This window comes from Proteus mirabilis HI4320 (assembly GCF_000069965.1).
Lineage (GTDB): Bacteria > Pseudomonadota > Gammaproteobacteria > Enterobacterales > Enterobacteriaceae > Proteus > Proteus mirabilis.
In genome coordinates this window covers 1,567,406-1,586,714 of sequence record NC_010554.1, presented here as the reverse complement: position 1 = coordinate 1,586,714, position 19,309 = coordinate 1,567,406, and the positions used below count along the sequence as shown (strand labels likewise).

The following is a 19,309-nucleotide window of genomic DNA, read 5'->3' as shown; positions in this document are numbered from 1 at the left end:
ATCAATAAGGGGGGAGAGGGAATTAAAGCTTAAACTCGGCCCAAACAGGTGCGTGATCGGAAGGTTTTTCCATCGCACGAATATCGTAGTCAATGCCGGTTGAAATACAATTATCTGCTAAGCAACGACTTGCTAGCAGTAAATCGATACGTAAGCCTCGGTTATCATCAAAGCCTTTTGAGCGATAATCAAACCAAGAAAATTGGTCTTCGACTTCAGGATGTTGGGCGCGGTAAGTATCGGTTAATCCCCAACCCATAAGCGTTGCTAACCACTCTCGCTCTTCCGGTAAAAATGAACATTTACCCATTTTTAGCCAACGTTTCATATTATTTTCGCCGATACCGATATCTTTATCGGTTGGGCTAATATTTAAATCCCCCATAATCAGTACGGGAGAGGAAGGCGTTAAGCTGGTGGTCAGATACTGCTGTAGATCAGCATAGAATTTTGCTTTAGCAGGGAATTTTGTCTCATGATCACGACTTTCACCTTGAGGGAAATAACCATTCATTACCGTTAATAATCCAGCGGGGGTTTCAATGTCCGCCATGATCATACGACGCTGAGCTTCTTCACCATCACCAGGGAATCCTTTACGTACCGCGACAGGTTTCGCCTTAGTTAACAAAGCCACACCATAATGGCCTTTCTGTCCATGATAAAAAACGTGGTAGCCCAAGGCACTGACAGTTTCTAATGGAAACATATCATCATGAACTTTTGTTTCTTGCAGTCCAATAACATCGGGTTGGTGTTTTTCTACAATGGCTTCGAGCTGATGAGGGCGAGCACGTAATCCATTAATATTGAATGAGACAAATTTCATGTGACTATAACCATTTATAGATTGAATAATAGGATAACTTATACTAACAGGATAATGAAATAAATGTAAGTCGGTTACATGCCAATGTTAATACCTGTCATCGAGATATAATCGCGTGATATAGATAAATCGTAGCCAAATAGCAAAATGTATGGCAACTAATAATATTAATAAGTTTATGCCTAACAAAAAATATTAATTAAATAAAGTAGAAACATAAACTATTCTTTGATAGAAGAATATAAGTATTATCATTTTTTATATGTAAAGCAAAATGACAGAATAAAAATATCAATTGAATTATAAATTATATTTATAGGAGGTAAAGATAATTAAAAATAATATTTATTTCGCATGGATTTCTTTCAGTTAATATGTGTTTTATTTATATTAATAAAATTAATTTAATTGTTTTGTTTAACACAGCAAAGGAATGGTGGATTATGTTTTTTTCTCGTAAATTAGAGGCCTTTATGGCCGTCGTTGAAAATGGATCCTTAAGTAAAGCTGCTCGTGTGATGAACCGAACGACACCACCTGTAGCGAAATCAATCAAAGATTTTGAAGCCGTGCTAGGGAAGCGCTTGTTTAAGCGGGAAAAGTTTGGTATGAGTTTAACGCAAGAAGGGTTAGAACTCTATAATGATTTAAAATCACTTTATCTGCAAGAAAAAGAGATAACAAAAAAACACACATCGGGCATTATTAATAATAGCATTCATGTTTATTATGATTGGGGTAAAAGTCAATATTTAACAGCACTCTATCAAGCAGCCAATAAGAATTGTTCACATATAAATATGATGAGATTTTCGAAAGATAATTTTGAAGAGATACCAGATTATGATGGAAACACGTTAATCTTAAGCTCAGATAAAATTATTAGTGAAAAGTTTAGCTTAATACATCAAGTTAAAAATAAATATCTAGGAATATGTTGCCAACAAATCTTAGCACAAAAAGCACAAGAGAATATCAATACATTGCTAAAAGAAAATATTTGGTTATGTGATCCCGCTTTATATAAAACAGCAAAAATAAAGAAATTAGAAAATGAAATAGCGGATCAGGGTAAACCTGTCAGTATTAGATTGATGGATGATTTAAATTGTTGTTTAAACTTTATTCAAACTCACCATTCGCTATTATTTACTGATGAAAACCCGATTAAAAGTGAGGATGAAAAGCAACTGTGCTTTATACCTTTAACACAAACGGAGCTGATTTATAATTGTTATATCTATAAATCTAAATATCACTCGAGTATATTGAACAGGTTTGTTGATTTAATAAAAGAATTGGAATGAAAAAATAGTGAAGAGTATTGAAGATGGTGGTGGGAGAAGGATTCGAACCTTCGAAGTCTGTGACGGCAGATTTACAGTCTGCTCCCTTTGGCCGCTTGGGTATCCCACCAACATTAAATTGTCTTGCTGTCCGTGACAGCGGGCGCAATAATACCAAATACCTGAGATGTGTAAAGTGCTATTTTAAGAAAAAGCGATCAACTGCTTTAAAAATATCCGCTTTGCTTAACTGTTGTGCTATATCGTATTGATTTTAGATAGAAAGCTATAGTGATTGACTTGGATGTGTAACAAAAAATAAAAAGAGCCTGTGATAAAATAACTATCCCAGGCTCTTGTTACTTTAGGCTTGTGTCGTAGTTACACTAATTTAAAACGGGTAAGCCTACAAAATAATTGTTCTGTTGCCATAGACAAAAACACGTTGCGAGAGCACCCAATAGAGGGCGTGGCTTAGTACGTTTTTTTCTACATCCCGTCCTGCGCGCATCATATCTTCTGCTGAAAAAGTGTGGTCTACGTTTATTACATTTTGAGTAATAATAGGGCCTTCATCTAAATTATCATTTACATAGTGAGCTGTGGCGCCAATAATTTTTACACCACGTTCATAGGCTTGATGATATGGGCGGGCGCCAATAAATGCCGGTAAGAAAGAGTGATGAATATTAATAATTTGATTTGGGTAATGTTGTACAAATGCGGGGGTTAATACACGCATATATTTAGCTAATACCACATAATCAGGTTTGTATTGGTCAATTTGTGCTATCAGTTTTTCATCATGCTGATCACGGGTTAACCCTTCATGACTAATGAGATGGAAAGGGATCCCAAATTGCTCAACAAGGTGTTTTAGCGTGTCGTGATTACCAATAACTGCTGCAATTTCAACATCCAGATCACCAAAAGCGCTTTTCATTAAGAGGTCACCAATACAATGGGCTTCTTTAGTGACCATAATGACGATACGGCGGCGACCGGCAGTATTAAGCTCTCGCTGTGAGCCTTGTGGAAGTGCATCATCTAAATCGGCTAAAAAGGTTTCATCATTAAAAATACCTTCTAGCTCAGTGCGCATAAAAAAGCGTCCAGTGCGATGATCAACAAACTCATTATTTTGAACAATATTGAGCTGATGTTTATAACAAATATTAGTAATTTTTGCGATAAGCCCTTTCGCATCTGGACAAATAGTACGTAGTATTTTCTTTTGAGTATTTTGGTGTTGCATGTATGGATAAATCCTTTAATTTACTTCTGTGTTTGCAATTATTTTCTGTTGTGTTCACAACATTTTTTGTATTTACGGCCTGAGCCACAAGGACAGGGATCGTTTCGTCCTACTTTAGGCTGTACACCATCAATATAAAACCAGCAGTCGTCTATTTTTAGAAAACGAGAGCGTTCATGTAGATACTGCTTATCATCAGCATTTATTTCAATAAAGCAAGCTGAGAATTCAACAAAGGCTTCGTTATCACGAGGGTTTTCTTGTGCCGATATAATATGTAACCCTAGCCATTGTGTATTGGGAAACGTGGCGATTAACTCATCCCGTAAAGAAGGTGTACGACACGAAGGGTGCCATGTTTTGATTAGGTGATCTGCATTATGAGTCACAAAAGCACTATAGCGAGAGCGCATTAACGCTTGAGCTGTAGGGGCATTTTTTGTCCCTAATAAGTAAGGCTCACAGCACTCACTATAAGGCAATTGGCTATTGCAGGGGCATAAATTTGACAAGGTAATGTCCTGATCCATTTTTATACGACGATCCCCATCAGAAAAATAGCGATTAGGAATAATAAACGTCAATGTTGAACTAAACTAATAATGTAACGCTAAATAAACCGCAAGTGAAATGATAGTTATGGGTATTACTAATGAATAAAGCCTTAGTCGGTAAAAAAATTCTCATTATTGATGATGAGGTTGTATTTCGCACAATGCTCACTGAGTATTTTTCACACGAAAAGGCTTGCGTTTATGCGACTGACAATGGTAGCCAAGCATTGTTGTTACTTGAAGAGGGACTAAGACCTGATCTTATTTTATGTGATATCAGAATGCCTGTTATGAATGGGCCGACTTTTTTATGTCATCTAGAGCAGCGTCATTGGTCTTTCCCTGTTATTGCTATTTCATGTACTGACAACATGGCTGAAATTGATGATATGTTGCGCTTTGGCGCTCAGGACGTTTTTCTTAAGCCCGTAACTAATTTAGCTAAGTTAAAACAGAAGGTCATTGAAGTATTATGTCCAGGTTTTTTTGAGTCTGAATTAATTGCAAGGGGACAACTTGGACCTCTTTGGAATAACTTACGAGAACAGCCTCATTATATTCAATCCTTTGTTAAACAGATGCAACCGCAAGTTAAACAAATTGTCGCAGGATATAATGTTAATTATCGTCAATTAAATGATGCATCCCAAATGGGGTTGTTATTTGATATAGCGACTTTATCAAAAGATCAAATCATTTTTTACTGTGTTGACGTCTCTAATGATGAAGAAAATGGGTTACTCGTTGCGCTGCTTTTAAGGGTGGTTTTTAATCGTTTCCTAAAAGCTACTGAGAAAAGACGCTTCTTACCTAGTATGTATAACATATTGAATAAAATCAATAAAATGCTTGAGGATATGGGGGTGAGAGGATCATTCCCGCTGATTTTAGGTTATTACCACACCAAGGAAAAAAATATATTATTAGCGTCAGCAGGACTACGAGCTGAAATAAAAACAGAGAATAAAAAATATGTTTTAAATAGTGGTATACCTTTAGGAACACTACACTCTTTATATATTAACCAAATAAAGTGTGTGGGAATAGATTGGCAATGTAAAATTTGGAATCAGCACCATAAAATTAATTTAATGTTCTCACCTATACATAAACGTTAAATTTAGATTAAATAAAATCTGTTATTGCACATATATTAAACATAAATGAAGAACAATCTCAATTAAGCGATGATGCTCTGTTTATCCGTAGATATTAGCTGGTATACTCTGGCGATTATTTTTTTATATGTACCATAACATCATAGGAATATCATGGTACTTAATTTGTAGGAGAAGAGTAATGTCATCAGTGGTGCGTAAAGTAAGAAAAGCGGTGATCCCTGTTGCAGGGCTAGGAACAAGAATGTTGCCTGCCACCAAGGCTATCCCAAAAGAGATGCTACCTGTTGTTGATAAACCTTTAATTCAATATGTTGTTAATGAATGTATTGCAGCTGGCATCAATGAAATTGTGCTAGTTACACACTCTTCAAAAAATTCTATTGAAAACCATTTTGATACCAGTTTTGAATTAGAAGCTATTTTAGAAAAACGAGTTAAACGTCAGTTGTTGGAAGAAGTACAAGGTATTTGTCCAAGTCACGTTACTATTATGCAAACTCGCCAAGGAATAGCAAAAGGGTTAGGCCATGCCATTTTATGTGCAAAACCTTTGGTGGGTGATGAGCCTTTCGCTGTTATCTTGCCGGATGTTATTTTAGACCGATATAGTGCTGATCTGACTAAGGTTAATTTAAAAGAGATGCTTTCTCATTTTGAACAATCTGGCGCAAGTCAAATTTTAGTAGAGCCTGTTCCTGAAGAGGAAGTATCTAACTACGGGATTGTTGACTGCATGGGAGAACATTTACAGCCTGGCGACAGTAAACCCATTACTCGTGTGGTAGAAAAACCGAAGAAAGAAGAAGCACCTTCAAATTTATCTATTGTTGGTCGTTATGTGTTGTCTGAAAACATTTGGCCTTTATTAGCCAAAACGGCACCAGGAGCAGGGGATGAAATTCAATTAACTGACGCGATTGCAATGTTAATTGAAAAAGAGCCTGTAGAAGCTTATCACCTACAAGGGAAAAGCCACGATTGTGGTAATAAATTAGGTTATATGAAAGCTTTTGTTGAATATGGTTTACAGCACGAAGAGTTTGGCGAAGAGTTCACGAAATGGATAAAATCACTGCAAGCTTAATGTGTTGAGTAACAAAATTTAACGATTTATCTTGTTAATAGTGTCGCACTGTCATTTTAATTTTATAATGTGGTGCGGCATTTATTTATGGCTTAAAGCTTAAAAGTACCGCTATAAAAGATGATAAATTACAGTGCTAATATTGATATATATATCGGCATTGACTAGGTTAAGCGTTATGATGTTAATTGAGGTGATATTAAGCATGATAGCGTTTAGCGCAGAAATCAATTAATTGGGTTATTTGAGTATAATATGAAAATATTAGTAACAGGTGCAGCAGGATTTATTGGCTACCATTTAAGCCAGCGTTTGATAGAAATGGGTTATCATGTTGTCGGGATAGATAATCTCAATGATTATTATGATGTGCGCTTAAAAGAAGCACGATTAGCTAAACTTAATCAGTTGGATAACTTCCAATTTGATAAAATTGATATTACAGATTCAGTGAGTATTGCGCAATTATTTGCTGATCACCGTTTTGATCGAGTTATTCACTTGGCGGCTCAGCCTGGCGTTCGTTATTCAATTGAAAACCCAATGGCATATATCGATGCTAATATTGTAGGCCATATTAATATATTAGAAGGTTGTCGCCATCATAACGTTGGGCATTTGATTTATTCGTCATCAAGCTCGGTATATGGTTTAAATCAAAAGCAACCTTTCTCTACAGAAGATAGTGTTGATCATCCGGTGTCACTTTATGCTGCGACGAAAAAAGCCAACGAATTAATGTCTCATAGCTATTCTCATTTATATCAGCTACCCACAACAGGACTGCGATTTTTTACCGTATATGGTCCTTGGGGGCGTCCTGATATGGCACTATTTAAATTTACTAAAGCTATGTTAGCGGGTGAGCCTATCGATGTTTATAATGGCGGAAATATGACCCGTGATTTCACTTATGTCGATGATATTGTCAGTTCTGTGGTACGTTTAATTAATATTATTCCTCAACCCAACCCAAATTGGACCGTAGAGCAGGGGGAAACTTCATCAAGTTCTGCACCTTATAAAATATATAATGTGGGTAATGGACAGCCTACAAAGTTAATGGATTTTATTACAGCAATAGAAAAATCACTCAATATTAAAGCTAAATTGAACTTAATGCCGATGCAAGATGGTGATGTACTTTCAACCTGTGCTGATTGTAGCGATTTAGCTCAGACAACAGGTTTTTCACCCAACACTGCAGTAGAGTATGGTGTGAAGCAGTTTGTGGATTGGTATGTAGATTATTACCAGCAATAATCAGAGCATAGATATAATGCACAAGACAAAAAGGAGCCTTAAAGCTCCTTTTTTATTATAAAATTAACTAATTAATTTTATCAATACATTCACTATATTTGTAAAGCCCTTTTTATTTAAAAGCTTCATCAGCCTATTAAAGTTAAACGCTCGTTTAATAAAAATGACTAAACAAGAAAAATACCCTTTTAATTTTTAAAAGGGTATTTTAAATAGAGTATGCATTAAATTAGATGAGGAAATCTTCTAAAGATTTGCCTTCTTCTTCAATTGCACGTTTGATTACAGCTGGTGTACGGCCTTGGCCTGTCCAAGTTTTAGTTTCACCATTATCATCAACGTATGAATATTTAGCAGGACGTGCTGCACGTTTAGCACGACCAGTTTTGCTTGCGCCAGCAGCTTCAAGCAGGTCAGTTGGATCAATACCATCGGCAATTAATAGCTCACGGTATTTTTGTAATTTTTGCTGACGTTCTTCAATTTCAGCTTGCATTGCTTGTTCTTCTTCGCGGCGTTCATTAACAACGACTTCAAGTTTCTCAAGCATTTCTTCTAAAGTTTCTAAAGAAGTTTCTCTTGCCTGTGCACGAAGAGTACGGATGTTATTTAATATTTTTAAAGATTCGCTCATTTTCCTGGTCTCAAATAAATGTTGTTGGCTGATGTAATACTAATAATAGATTGCTATTTAAAATTCTGCAATAGCTAAATACAAACCAAACGTAAATTTTCTTTTTTTAAAACGAATATCTTTACAAAAAAATATTAAAAGTTGGGGCATCTTTCGCCAATAAAGGAAATATTAGTAATGATATACATCTTTTAACTGGTGATAGCGCTAATGTAAAAGAATAGAAAACGTTGTCTACTTTTTTATAATAACGGATTTTTTTCTAAAAATGCGCTTAGAGTAACTTTCATAGTTTAATAACTGTATATCAAAGGCGGGGTTAATATGTTAAGTACCTATTAAGGCTATTTATTTTTTAAACAAAAAATTTGCCTCATCAGTGATCCTGCGCTTTTTTCGCTATATCTTTTATAGAAATAAAGGCTATAAATAGTTGTCGTTGATAACTTCTCGTTTGTTTATGTTAAACTGCTTCCCGCGATAATACACACTATTTAAGGAGAGAGCTGATGGCTCAGCTTTACTTTTATTATTCAGCTATGAATGCCGGAAAATCAACATCTTTATTGCAGTCTTCTTATAACTATAATGAGCGAGGAATGCGAACTTTGATTTTTACGGCAGCGATAGACACACGTTTTGCCAAGGGAAAAGTAACCTCAAGGATAGGGTTAAGTGCTGATGCATTGCTTTTCAGTGATGATATGAATATTCGTGATGCTATTTTAGCTGAAAATAATAAAGAGCCTATTCATTGTGTTTTGATTGATGAATGCCAATTTTTGACTAAAGCACATGTAGAGCAACTTTGTGAAATTACCGATAGTTATGATATACCCGTTTTAACCTATGGCTTAAGAACGGATTTTAGAGGTGAATTATTTACTGGTAGTGCTTATTTGCTTGCATGGGCTGACAAGCTCGTTGAGCTTAAAACAGTTTGTTACTGCGGGCGTAAAGCAAATAAAGTATTACGCTTAGCGGCAAATGGGAAAGTACTTTCAGACGGCGCACAAGTGGAAATAGGTGGTAATGAAAAATATGTTTCAGTGTGCCGCAAACATTATACAGAGGCTACGTTAAAAGGACGAATTGAACAGTTATAATGCAAAATTCCTCTTCTCTATTGTTAATTGGTGCGGGAATAGAGGGGGGGAAATATAATCGTCTAAATAAATGTTATCTCTTGTTATACTAAAAAAAGGTTATCTATTTTTAGAAGTTACGTTTTATATTTACTGTATTTTATAATTCATAACTGAAAATAGCATCAATAATGTAAAAAAATGTTAGTTTTTTTCTAGAAACATTTATTCGTTTTCTCCGTTTCATTATCTTTAATCAATAAAAAGGTAATCAGATATACGTAGGTTCTTTGTTTTGTGATGTAGATATTGATTTTTACAAATGTTCTAAGATGATGACATTTGATACTTCGCCATTATTTATAGTTTAATAAAACTGAATAAAGAAGAGAAAAAATGCTTGTGAGTGAAAAAATATTTCAACCATTTAATGGCTCAGGTGAAATGTTTATATCTAAATATTCATATTGGTTATGAGTAAAAAAGAGGAAACTGTGCTTAATAGACCAAATATAAACATGTGAATTACCACTAAAGTAGTATTTATTAGATAAAAAATATACAAATAGCCCCTACTTTGAATGTTATATACTGCTTAATAAGCAAAAGTGAGTTCGATAATATTTTATTGAAATTTTATTTTTATAAGTTTATTCCTTTCTTCGATAGATCAAAATCTTTTGATATTTCTCTTTTTTATGGTGTTGCGGTAAAAAGTGCTTATTAAAAAATAAGCACCTCATTTTATTACATTAATAGTGCCTACTTTTGCTCAACTCTCATTTTTGTGTGATAAACCTTATCATAAGAATAATTGTGTCGTGTGGTTTAACTCAATGAGAAATTTTAGCGTTTTCATTTCTAGGTAATCAGATATCAAGGCGCTGTAAAGCACGTTAAGCGCTTAATCACGGTTAAGCTGAATAAAGAGATGGATGTTGATAAAAATGAGGGAGAGGGCGATTGGTGCTGTTTTAGCAACGTATACCTAAAAGTGATAATCACAAGGCGGCTCTCTCATCTATCTTGCTGGACGTCATATTAAATACAAGGAAGAAAAATAAATTGAGAGATAAGGGGATTAGAACATTATTGTTATCCATTGATAGACAAAATAAAACCAGCCTTGTGGCTGGTTTTATAGTAAAGCAATCATCGAAGATTGAAGGCTAATCTGTTAATACAGAGATAGCGCTATTATTTCTTACTGCTTTTTTTCGCAGGCTTCGCTTCTTTTACCTCAGCAACAGGGTGCTCGTTAAATTCGCGACCGTAGTAAGAATCTAATAACAGTTGTTTTAACTCAGAGATCAGCGGATAACGTGGGTTAGCACCGGTACACTGATCATCAAACGCATCTTCTGATAATTTATCCACTTTCGCTAAGAAATCACTTTCTTGTACGCCCGCCTCACGGATAGAAGCAGGGATACCTAATGAAGATTTCATCTCTTCTAACCAAGCTAACAGTTTTTCAATCTTAGCGGCTGTGCGATCACCAGGAGCAGACAGTTCTAAGTGATCAGCAATTTCAGCATAACGACGACGTGCTTGTGGACGGTCATATTGGCTAAATGCAGTCTGTTTTGTTGGGTTATCATTCGCGTTATAACGAATAACGTTAGAAATTAATAACGCATTGGCAAGACCATGAGGAATATGGAATTCAGAGCCTAATTTATGCGCCATTGAGTGACAAACCCCTAAGAAGGCGTTAGCAAATGCAATACCTGCGATGGTGGCTGCATTGTGGACACGCTCACGAGCAACCGGATTTTTAGCACCTTCATGATAGCTTGCTGGCAGATATTCTTTCAGCAATTTCAGAGCTTGCAGTGCCTGACCATCAGAATACTCATTGGCTAATACAGAAACATAAGCTTCTAATGCGTGAGTCACCGCATCTAAACCACCAAAAGCACAGAGTGATTTTGGCATATTCATCACCAGATTGGCATCTACAATCGCCATATCTGGCGTTAATGCGTAGTCTGCTAATGGATATTTTTGGCCTGTTTCATCATCAGTCACAACAGCAAATGGTGTAACTTCAGAGCCTGTACCTGATGTTGTGGTAATTGCTACCATTTGAGCCTTCACACCCATTTTCGGGAATTTATAAATACGTTTACGGATATCCATAAAGCGTAATGCTAATTCTTCGAAGTGTGTTTCTGGGTGTTCATACATTACCCACATAATCTTAGCCGCATCCATTGGTGAACCGCCACCTAATGCGATGATCACATCAGGTTTAAAGCTGTTCATCTGCTCTGCACCTTTGCGTACGACACTTAATGTGGGATCTGCTTCAACTTCAAAGAAAACTTCCGTTTCAACACCAAATTTTTTCAGTACATTGGTCACTTCATCAACGTAACCGTTGTTGAATAAGAAACTGTCTGTAACGATAAATGCGCGTTTTTTACCATCAGTTGCAATCTCTTCCAGTGCAATAGGTAAGCAACCACGGCGGAAATAAATTGATTTAGGAAGTTTGTGCCACAACATATTTTCTGCTCTTTTCGCCACGGTTTTAGTGTTGATAAGGTGTTTTGGCCCTACGTTCTCAGAAATGGAGTTACCACCCCATGAGCCACAGCCTAAAGTGAGAGAAGGAGCGAGTTTAAAGTTGTATAAGTCACCAATACCCCCTTGTGATGCCGGTGTATTGATTAAAATACGGGACGTTTTCATTTTGTCGCCAAAGTAGGCAACATGTTCAGGACAGTTGTCTTGATCGGTATATAAACAAGAAGTATGACCAATACCGCCCATTTCAACTAATTTTTCTGCTTTATGTACCGCATCTTCAAAGTTTTGTGCATGGTACATTGCTAACAGAGGCGATAGTTTTTCGTGAGCAAAAGGTTCTGCATCAGTAGTTTCTTTAACTTCACCAATTAAAATCTTAGTGTTAACAGGCACTTCAATACCGGCCATTTCTGCGATTTTCACTGCCGGTTGACCAACGATGGCCGCATTCAAGTTACCATCTTTTAAGATAATATCTTGAACAGCTTTTAACTCTTTACCGGTTAACATGTAGCCGCCGTGAGTGGCGAAACGTTCACGAACTTGTTTATAGATACTGTCTACGACGATAACAGATTGCTCTGAAGCACAAATAACCCCATTATCAAAGGTTTTTGACATCAAAATAGAAGCAACTGCACGTTTAATGTCTGCTGAGTCATCAATAACAACAGGAGTATTACCCGCACCAACACCGATAGCAGGTTTACCTGAACTGTAAGCGGCTTTTACCATTCCTGGGCCACCTGTTGCTAAGATCAGGTTAATATCATCATGGTGCATTAATGCATTGGATAATGCCACTGAAGGTTCATCGATCCAGCCGATAATATCTTTTGGTGCACCCGCGGCGATTGCAGCGTTTAACACAATTTCAGCCGCACGGTTTGTGGCTAATTTCGCCCGTGGATGAGGAGAGAAAATAATACCGTTGCGTGTTTTTAAGCTGATTAATGCTTTAAAAATAGCGGTAGAAGTAGGGTTAGTTGTTGGCACGATACCACAGATAATACCGATAGGTTCAGCAATAGTGATAGTACCGTAGGTTAAATCTTCAGACAAAATACCGCAGGTTTTTTCGTCCTTATACGCATTGTAGATATATTCTGAAGCAAAGTGGTTTTTGATCACTTTATCTTCAACGATACCCATGCCAGACTCTTCAACAGCTAATTTTGCAAGAGGAATACGGGCGTCAGCGGCAGCTAATGCAGCAGCACGAAAAATTGCGTCAACTTTTTCTTGAGAAAAGTTAGCAAATTCAAGCTGAGCTTTTTTTACACGAGCAACCAGATCATTGAGTTCAGTAACGTTAGTTACAGACATAAAGAGACTCCTGATAAAATGTTAAACTTTTTAAGCAAATTAGCCGGTAAAATCATCACTAAATAAGAATAGCTCAAATCAAAATTTCTATACTTATTTAAGTCATTATTATTAGAAGCTCTAATTTGCTTAAAAAGCTAAGAAAAAACAATAACAAATACAAATATATTTTAAAAAGATCTCCTTTTTCTGAATGATGACAGCTTATCATCTTTCTAATTAATTAAAGTGATCTACATCACAATAATAGCAAGCTGACACCTTTCAGCAAGTGTTTAAATGGTAATGATAATTAATTACAAAAATAAATGGACTATTTTTTTGTTGTAAGACTCTCTAGGATATAAAATTAAATCACTGGAGTTATGGTTGTTTACTAGCGAAAAATTTAGCCAAAATAATGTTAAGTAATAGAATTAACTGGTTTATTGATTTAAAGTAACGCGCATTTTTTGGAGTTACTCTATCTTTTAGAGCATAATTCGCATGTTTATTAGCCAAGAAGGGGCTTTTCATGGGGGCACTGCTGGATTTATCCGGTTATATTAAATTTTTTGTCGGTCTTTTTGCTATTGTAAACCCGATAGGGATCTTGCCTGTATTTATCAGTATGACGAGTTATCAAACGGATGCAGGACGTAATAAAACAAACTTAATTGCCAATGGCTCCGTTGCGATTATTTTGGTTATTTCCCTATTAATAGGTGATTCGATACTGAGTATTTTTGGCATCTCTATTGACTCATTTCGTATCGCTGGGGGGATGCTGATAGTGACAATCGCAATGACCATGATAAATGGGCGCTTAGGAGAAGATAAACAAAATAACCAAGAAAAAAATGAATCAGCAGTACGTAGCAGTGTTGCGGTGGTGCCTTTAGCATTGCCATTGATGGCAGGTCCTGGCGCAATTAGCTCCTGTATTGTTTGGAGTTCACGTTGGGAAGGGGTGACTAATTTCTTAGGTCTTGCTGCGACCAGTATCTTTTTTGCTTTTTGTTGTTGGTTACTGTTTCGTAGTGCCACTTTATTAGTTAAATACTTAGGTCAAACCGGTATCAACGTTGTCACGCGTATTATGGGGTTATTGTTGATGTCGTTAGGTATTGAATTTATTGTCACTGGGTTACGTTCTATTTTTCCGGGATTATTAGTATAAGCACAGTGTAATATTACCAATAGAGCAGTATTGATATTTAATACTGCTCTTATCATTTCTCTCTTTGTTATCTTTTTTGTGGCTATTTTTAATTAATCAAGACGATGAAGCCCTTGAGAAAGCGCTTTTCTATCATAATAGCAAGTCAATTGACCCTCTTCCATTAGCGCTGCGCTATCCGACATATGTGCAATAACATCTGCATCATGGCTGACCAAAAGGTAAGTCATGTTATGCTGTTTTTTTAAGGTATTAAGCAGATTTAAAATTTCTGCTTGTACCGACATATCCAGTGCAGAGGTTGGCTCATCTAATAATAACAACTGTGGTTGCAACAGTAATGCTCTGGCTATAGCCACACGTTGACGTTGTCCACCTGATAGTTGATGTGGATAACGATAAGCAATATCGCCTTCTAAACCGACTTGCTCTAACGCTGAGGTTATTGTTGTTTTATCATAAGCAATATGATGAATTTTTAACGGCTCAATAAATGCTCGTTCTATCCGATGTTGAGGGTGTAATGAAGCATAGGGATCTTGAAACACCATCTGTATGTTACGGCGTAACTTACCTTGAAAGCGTTGCTGTGGCTTAATTGCTTGCCCTAACAACTTAATATCCCCTTGCCAATGATGTAATAATCCGGCTATAACCCGTAATACAGTTGATTTACCGCAACCAGAACGACCAATTAAACTAAAGGTTTCGCCTTGTTTAACTTGTAGATTGACACCTTTTACCACCTGCTTAATCTGTCTATTTTGTTCAAATTGAACGCGTAAATGATGAATATCAATTAGCATAAGGTGTACCTTTAAAATTCAGTGTTCTATCTAATACCGGTAATTGTGTGCCATAGGTACTCGCATTAGGGCGACAGGTCCATAAGGTGCGGGTGTATGGATGTGTGGCTTGAGGTAATGCTTTTGCCTCAAGTTCATCCACTTGCTCCCCTTGATACATGACCATAACACGATCACAATATTCAGCCACTAAAGGTAGATCATGGCTAATTAACAACAAAGCCATATCTCGTTGTGCGCATTGGGTAATGATAAGTTCTAATATTTGATGTCGTAGCTGTGCATCTAGTGCGGAAGTTGGCTCATCCGCAATCAGTACCGTTGGGTTATTAATCAGCGCAATAGCGATCATCGCGCGTTGTCCCATACCGCCCGATAATTCACCGGGGTAGCGAGAAATACTCTGTTCCGGTAATCCCACGGAAAGCAAAGTTTCAGTAATTAATGCATGTTGATCTTTATGGGATAATTTTTGATGGAGTTTTACCGTTTCTTCTACTTGCTGATAAATGGTTTTCACTGGGTTTAATGCATAACGAGGATCTTGTAATACCATTGATATTGTTTTTCCTCGTAACTGGTTCCATTGCTTAGGAGAATAAGCGAGGAGATCGTCCCCCATAAAATGCAATTTATCAGCAGAAACTTTGCCCGGCTTACGCACTAAGCCCATTAATGAGCGTGCCGTCATCGATTTTCCTGAACCAGATTCACCCACCAGCGCTAACCGCTCTTGTCCTAACTGAAAGGAGACATTATTCACCACTCTAGCACGTGGAAAATCAATACACAGATTATCGACTTCGATTAAAGGGGCTTTATTCATGGCTTTCTCCTAATACATCGCGTAATCCATCACCCAATAAGTTAAAAGCAAGGCTACTGATTAAAATTGCCGTACCCGGAATAGCGGCCACCCACCACTGATCAAAAATAACGGGCATCCCTTCGGCAATCATTGCTCCCCATTCCGCCATGGGAGGGCGAGCACCTAGCCCAAGGAAACCTAAACCTGCTGCAGCAAGAATGATCACCGCTAAATTAAGGGCTAAACGTACAATGGCAGACGGTAAACATAAAGGAAGAATATGCCCCCATAATAGTCTAATACCGTTAATTCCCATCATTTCAGCGGCTGCAAGGTAATCACTATTACGTAAGTGTTGAATTTCACTACGGGCTTGGCGGGCATAAGCCGGCCATGCTGTAAGTGCAAGGGCTAATGCACCGTTAAGTAATCCCGGCCCTAACATGGCGACAAAGGCAAAGGCTAAAATTAAGGAGGGCATAGACATAATGATGTCGGTAAAACGCATTAAAATCCGCTCTGTCCAACCGCCGTAATAACCGGATAAAATGCCAATAAATAGCCCTAATGGTAGTGTTATCAAGGCAACAAGACCCACCAAACCTAACATTGGGCGTGTACCATAAATTAAGCGTGAAAGAATATCGCGACCATAACTATCAGTACCTAACCAGTGTGCAGCATTGGGGGCTAATAAGCGTTGTGCAGCGTGTTGCCAATTTGGATCATAAGGCGCTAGCCAAGGGGCAAAAATGGCAATTAGTAGCAGAAGAAGCAACAATGACAGACCGATAAACGCTGAAGGTGAACGCGCTATTTTTGTTAAAAAGGAGAGTGACATTAGCGTAACCTCGGATCAGTCAAACGAATAACGATATCTGTCATATTATTAATCAGCACAAAACATAGACCAATAACAAGTGTGCCCCCCATAATTGCGGTGGTATCACCCGCAAAGAGAGCCGTTGTGAGATAACGACCAATCCCCGGCCAAGAAAATACCGTTTCTGTTAATACGGCACCTTCTAACATCCCTGTATAAGACAAGGCGATAATGGTCATCAACACACCGCGAATATTAGGTAATACATGGGTAAATAAGAGACGTAATTCGCCAATCCCTTTTGCTCTGGCGAGAGTGACGTACTCTTTATTCATCTCATTTAAACAGGCAGAGCGTGTTAAACGGGTAATAGATGCCAGCGCAAAATAGGCTAGCAGAGAAACCGGTAATATGAGATGTGATAGGGCGTTTAGAAAGGCATCTTTATCACCTGCCAGTAGAGTGTCAATCAAGGCAAAGCCGGTTACAGGCTCAATGGTAAATTGATAAATATCATCCAAACGTCCTGGGCCTGCTGTCCATTGCAATGTGGCATAAAAAATAAGGAGTAATATCAAACCTAACCAGAAAATAGGGACTGAGCTACCTAATAGCGTTAAAAAGCGTAAGGTAAAATCAAAGGGGGTGCCAACAAAACGCGCACATAACACACCAAATAAAATCCCCAAACTAGCGCCAATGACTAAGGCGACAGTGGCTAATTCCAAAGTGGCTGGAAAGGTGGCGATTAAATCATCAAATACCGGTTGACCCGTTGACGTCGCCGTACCTAAATTTCCTTGCAATAGTGCTTCTACATAGTGGAAAAATTGCATGTAGATGGGTAAATCTAACCCTAACTCATGTTTTACTTGATTATAAGTTTCAATACTGGCGTGATCACCAACAATTTGTAAAACAGGATCAACAGGGGAAAACGCAGAAAGCGTAAAAGTAATAACCAGTAACCCTAAAAGTGTTAGCGCCAATGTCAATATACCTTGAACCAAGGTAAACAACTGGCTTTTTAGGCGAGTGGATATCGTGAGTGTATTCATACGGCAACAGCCTTGAAATCGCAAAAAATAGACCACTCACAATAACATGATTGTGAGTGGCGGCAGGAAAATGATCACTTAGTGACTTTGTCGTAATAGACCATATCGGCATTTAGACCTTGAGCATAACCTTTCACGTTATCCCGTAATACAATCTGATTTTTGCCTTGGTCGATAAACACGTAAGGTGAACTGCGTTGTAGCTCTTTTTGCATTTCAGTATAAAGGGACTGACGTTTAGCCTTATCCGCTTCATTAAGGGCGACGAGTGTTTGTTTACTTAACTCAGGAATATTCCAATTATTTAACCAAGCCACGGTATTTGATTGCCCGTCATTATAGGCAAAAGCGCTAGCATTGGAGTGAGCATCAAAATAGTCGGGGATCCAAAAACGGATCGCCGCTTGGTGCTGCCTTGCTCTCACTCGGCTATAAACTTGACTACCGGCAGCAGGTAACAGATCAACCTGTACACCCGCTTGTGCAAAGCTTGCTTGAATAGATTGTGCAACGGTGATGTAAGGAACTTTGTTTTCTACATCGAGAGTAAAACGTGCATGAGTAATTCCTGCTTTTGCTAAGATATCTTTCGCTTTTTGCGGATCAAAACTAAATGGATTATCTTCTAATGCCCCCGGTAATCCCACCGGTAAGAAACTTTGGTGAATAAAATATTGCCCACGCATTAAGTCATTGGTGATCCCTTTATAATCGACCAAATAGCGCGCTGCTTGCCAAAATGCCGGATTGCTAAGAAGCGGATTTCCGCTACCGGTATTAAACGCCATATAGACTTGCTCAGCAGAAGGGATATTTAAAATTTGAATGCCCGGTTTACCTGCTAATGCTGCAGTTTGGTCTGTACCTAAGTCACGGGCAATATCCGCATCGCCTTTTTCAATTAACAGACGGCGTGAAGCGGGATCGGGCACATTTTTGATAATAATATTGGCTATCTTAGGCGCACCGGTCGGTGAAAGAGGGTTAGCTTCTAACACAATGGCTTGGCGAGGTTTGTAGGCACGCATTTTATAAGCACCACTACCAGCCGAATTCATTTTTAGCCAATTATTACCAAAGTCATTATTTTTAATATGTGCGGCAATCAATTTCTCATCAACAATAGAAGCGATTGGTGTAGAAAGGATGTTAAGTACCACATCAGGGCTAACATCTGCTGTCCAACGTACTTCAATCTCTTTATCACTGACTTTTTTCAATAGGGTATTAATATTATCTGCTTTCCAACCTAGCACATTTAAAATAAAAGCAGGGGATTTATTCATCGTCACTGCACGCTGGTAAGAGAAGATAATATCTTCTGGGCGTACGCTATTACCGGAGGCAAATTTTGCATCCTGTTTAATTTTAAAGACGATAGATTTTTGTTCAGGGTGAGCCTGCCAACTCTCGACTAAAATTGGCTCGTTAATTTCTGGATTGTCACGGTTAGGCTGAACAATACGTTGATATAAACTTGGTACGGTCTGAATACTTGATAATTCGTTACTTTCGGCAGGATCAAGGCTAACAATATCATCAAGGCCTTGTACTACAATCAATGTATTGGCGGGTGTTGCTGCCAATACAGGGGCACTGAGAGCACCCATCACAAGTAATGATAATAATTTGGTTTTCACTTTCATTGGACGCTCCCTGAAATAGTCTCGCTTTCGTTATTAT

At 37.7% G+C, this 19,309-nt stretch carries 16 protein-coding genes and 1 tRNA gene; 6 read left to right on the top strand and 11 right to left on the bottom strand.

The window, feature by feature from the left end:
• Positions 1 to 22 precede the first annotated feature (22 nt).
• Positions 23 to 829: an exodeoxyribonuclease III gene (xthA, locus tag PMI_RS07245; protein WP_004248228.1), complete on the bottom strand. Its 807-nt coding sequence runs from the start codon at positions 827 to 829 to the stop codon at positions 23 to 25.
• Positions 830 to 1,272: 443 nt separating this feature from the next.
• Here xthA and PMI_RS07240 point away from each other — a divergent pair, with 443 nt between their 5' ends.
• Entirely contained in the window at positions 1,273 to 2,136 is an 864-nt protein-coding gene (locus PMI_RS07240) for a helix-turn-helix domain-containing protein (RefSeq protein WP_012368015.1), read from the top strand.
• Between the two features lie 24 nt (positions 2,137 to 2,160).
• On the opposite strand, the gene PMI_RS07235 is transcribed toward PMI_RS07240, so the two are convergent.
• The 3 genes from PMI_RS07235 to PMI_RS07225 all read right to left on the bottom strand — a co-directional run bounded on the left by PMI_RS07235 (position 2,161) and on the right by PMI_RS07225 (position 3,900).
• A tRNA-Tyr gene (locus PMI_RS07235) sits at positions 2,161 to 2,245 on the bottom strand.
• A gap of 276 nt (positions 2,246 to 2,521) precedes the next feature.
• Complete coding sequence (gene purU, locus PMI_RS07230) at positions 2,522 to 3,370, bottom strand: formyltetrahydrofolate deformylase (protein ID WP_004243254.1); 849 nt, start codon at positions 3,368 to 3,370, stop codon at positions 2,522 to 2,524.
• A gap of 38 nt (positions 3,371 to 3,408) precedes the next feature.
• Positions 3,409 to 3,900: a YchJ family protein gene (locus PMI_RS07225; protein WP_004243253.1), complete on the bottom strand. Its 492-nt coding sequence runs from the start codon at positions 3,898 to 3,900 to the stop codon at positions 3,409 to 3,411.
• A 122-nt stretch (positions 3,901 to 4,022) separates the two neighbouring features.
• Between PMI_RS07225 and rssB the strand changes: the two genes are divergently transcribed.
• The 3 genes from rssB to PMI_RS07210 all read left to right on the top strand — a co-directional run bounded on the left by rssB (position 4,023) and on the right by PMI_RS07210 (position 7,392).
• Positions 4,023 to 5,042, top strand: a complete 1,020-nt coding sequence (gene rssB / locus PMI_RS07220) for a two-component system response regulator RssB (RefSeq protein ID WP_012368013.1) — start codon at positions 4,023 to 4,025, stop codon at positions 5,040 to 5,042.
• A gap of 181 nt (positions 5,043 to 5,223) precedes the next feature.
• Entirely contained in the window at positions 5,224 to 6,129 is a 906-nt protein-coding gene (gene galU / locus PMI_RS07215; RefSeq protein ID WP_004243251.1) for a UTP--glucose-1-phosphate uridylyltransferase GalU, read from the top strand.
• 255 nt (positions 6,130 to 6,384) lie between these two features.
• The gene (locus PMI_RS07210) at positions 6,385 to 7,392 is read left to right on the top strand and encodes an NAD-dependent epimerase (protein WP_012368012.1); all 1,008 of its coding nucleotides are present in this window, start codon (positions 6,385 to 6,387) and stop codon (positions 7,390 to 7,392) included.
• 229 nt (positions 7,393 to 7,621) lie between these two features.
• On the opposite strand, the gene hns is transcribed toward PMI_RS07210, so the two are convergent.
• Positions 7,622 to 8,026, bottom strand: a complete 405-nt coding sequence (gene hns, locus PMI_RS07205) for a histone-like nucleoid-structuring protein H-NS (protein WP_004243249.1) — start codon at positions 8,024 to 8,026, stop codon at positions 7,622 to 7,624.
• A gap of 509 nt (positions 8,027 to 8,535) precedes the next feature.
• On the opposite strand from hns, the gene PMI_RS07200 reads away from it, so the two are divergent.
• Positions 8,536 to 9,132, top strand: coding sequence for a thymidine kinase (locus PMI_RS07200; RefSeq protein ID WP_004243248.1), 597 nt, complete (start codon positions 8,536 to 8,538; stop codon positions 9,130 to 9,132).
• A gap of 1,176 nt (positions 9,133 to 10,308) precedes the next feature.
• On the opposite strand, the gene adhE is transcribed toward PMI_RS07200, so the two are convergent.
• On the bottom strand, positions 10,309 to 12,972 hold the full coding sequence (gene adhE, locus PMI_RS07195; protein ID WP_004243246.1) for a bifunctional acetaldehyde-CoA/alcohol dehydrogenase: 2,664 nt from the start codon (positions 12,970 to 12,972) through the stop codon (positions 10,309 to 10,311).
• 514 nt (positions 12,973 to 13,486) lie between these two features.
• Between adhE and PMI_RS07190 the strand changes: the two genes are divergently transcribed.
• Positions 13,487 to 14,131, top strand: coding sequence for a YchE family NAAT transporter (locus PMI_RS07190; protein ID WP_004243244.1), 645 nt, complete (start codon positions 13,487 to 13,489; stop codon positions 14,129 to 14,131).
• Between the two features lie 92 nt (positions 14,132 to 14,223).
• Here the strand turns inward: PMI_RS07190 and PMI_RS07185 are convergent, their stop codons facing one another.
• The 5 genes from PMI_RS07185 to PMI_RS07165 all read right to left on the bottom strand — a co-directional run bounded on the left by PMI_RS07185 (position 14,224) and on the right by PMI_RS07165 (position 19,266).
• Positions 14,224 to 14,937 carry an ABC transporter ATP-binding protein gene (locus PMI_RS07185; protein ID WP_004243243.1) on the bottom strand — a complete coding sequence of 238 codons (714 nt, stop codon included), beginning with the start codon at positions 14,935 to 14,937 and terminating at the stop codon, positions 14,224 to 14,226.
• Positions 14,927 to 15,763 carry an ABC transporter ATP-binding protein gene (locus PMI_RS07180; protein WP_012368011.1) on the bottom strand — a complete coding sequence of 279 codons (837 nt, stop codon included), beginning with the start codon at positions 15,761 to 15,763 and terminating at the stop codon, positions 14,927 to 14,929. Before PMI_RS07180 ends, PMI_RS07185 begins: the two co-directional genes overlap by 11 nt.
• Positions 15,756 to 16,586, bottom strand: coding sequence for an ABC transporter permease (locus tag PMI_RS07175; RefSeq protein WP_004243239.1), 831 nt, complete (start codon positions 16,584 to 16,586; stop codon positions 15,756 to 15,758). Before PMI_RS07175 ends, PMI_RS07180 begins: the two co-directional genes overlap by 8 nt.
• Positions 16,586 to 17,626 (bottom strand): ABC transporter permease, encoded by a 1,041-nt coding sequence (locus PMI_RS07170; RefSeq protein ID WP_004243238.1) that lies wholly within the window; start codon positions 17,624 to 17,626, stop codon positions 16,586 to 16,588. The genes PMI_RS07175 and PMI_RS07170 overlap by 1 nt, the downstream gene beginning before the upstream one ends.
• Positions 17,627 to 17,700: 74 nt before the next feature.
• Positions 17,701 to 19,266, bottom strand: coding sequence for an ABC transporter substrate-binding protein (locus PMI_RS07165; protein WP_170827679.1), 1,566 nt, complete (start codon positions 19,264 to 19,266; stop codon positions 17,701 to 17,703).
• Positions 19,267 to 19,309: the final 43 nt, after the last annotated feature.

Excerpts from the sequence above, each read along its gene's own strand:
- adhE (WP_004243246.1), bottom strand. The coding sequence starts at position 12,972 with ATGTCTGTAACTAACGTTACTGAACTCAATGATCTGGTTGCTCGTGTA.
- PMI_RS07210 (WP_012368012.1), top strand. The coding sequence starts at position 6,385 with ATGAAAATATTAGTAACAGGTGCAGCAGGATTTATTGGCTACCATTTA.
- PMI_RS07180 (WP_012368011.1), bottom strand. The coding sequence starts at position 15,763 with ATGAATAAAGCCCCTTTAATCGAAGTCGATAATCTGTGTATTGATTTT.
- xthA (WP_004248228.1), bottom strand. The coding sequence starts at position 829 with ATGAAATTTGTCTCATTCAATATTAATGGATTACGTGCTCGCCCTCAT.
- PMI_RS07175 (WP_004243239.1), bottom strand. The coding sequence starts at position 16,586 with ATGTCACTCTCCTTTTTAACAAAAATAGCGCGTTCACCTTCAGCGTTT.
- PMI_RS07240 (WP_012368015.1), top strand. The coding sequence starts at position 1,273 with ATGTTTTTTTCTCGTAAATTAGAGGCCTTTATGGCCGTCGTTGAAAAT.
- PMI_RS07190 (WP_004243244.1), top strand. The coding sequence starts at position 13,487 with ATGGGGGCACTGCTGGATTTATCCGGTTATATTAAATTTTTTGTCGGT.
- purU (WP_004243254.1), bottom strand. The coding sequence starts at position 3,370 with ATGCAACACCAAAATACTCAAAAGAAAATACTACGTACTATTTGTCCA.
- PMI_RS07170 (WP_004243238.1), bottom strand. The coding sequence starts at position 17,626 with ATGAATACACTCACGATATCCACTCGCCTAAAAAGCCAGTTGTTTACC.
- hns (WP_004243249.1), bottom strand. The coding sequence starts at position 8,026 with ATGAGCGAATCTTTAAAAATATTAAATAACATCCGTACTCTTCGTGCA.
- rssB (WP_012368013.1), top strand. The coding sequence starts at position 4,023 with ATGAATAAAGCCTTAGTCGGTAAAAAAATTCTCATTATTGATGATGAG.
- PMI_RS07200 (WP_004243248.1), top strand. The coding sequence starts at position 8,536 with ATGGCTCAGCTTTACTTTTATTATTCAGCTATGAATGCCGGAAAATCA.
- galU (WP_004243251.1), top strand. The coding sequence starts at position 5,224 with ATGTCATCAGTGGTGCGTAAAGTAAGAAAAGCGGTGATCCCTGTTGCA.
- PMI_RS07185 (WP_004243243.1), bottom strand. The coding sequence starts at position 14,937 with ATGCTAATTGATATTCATCATTTACGCGTTCAATTTGAACAAAATAGA.
- PMI_RS07225 (WP_004243253.1), bottom strand. The coding sequence starts at position 3,900 with ATGGATCAGGACATTACCTTGTCAAATTTATGCCCCTGCAATAGCCAA.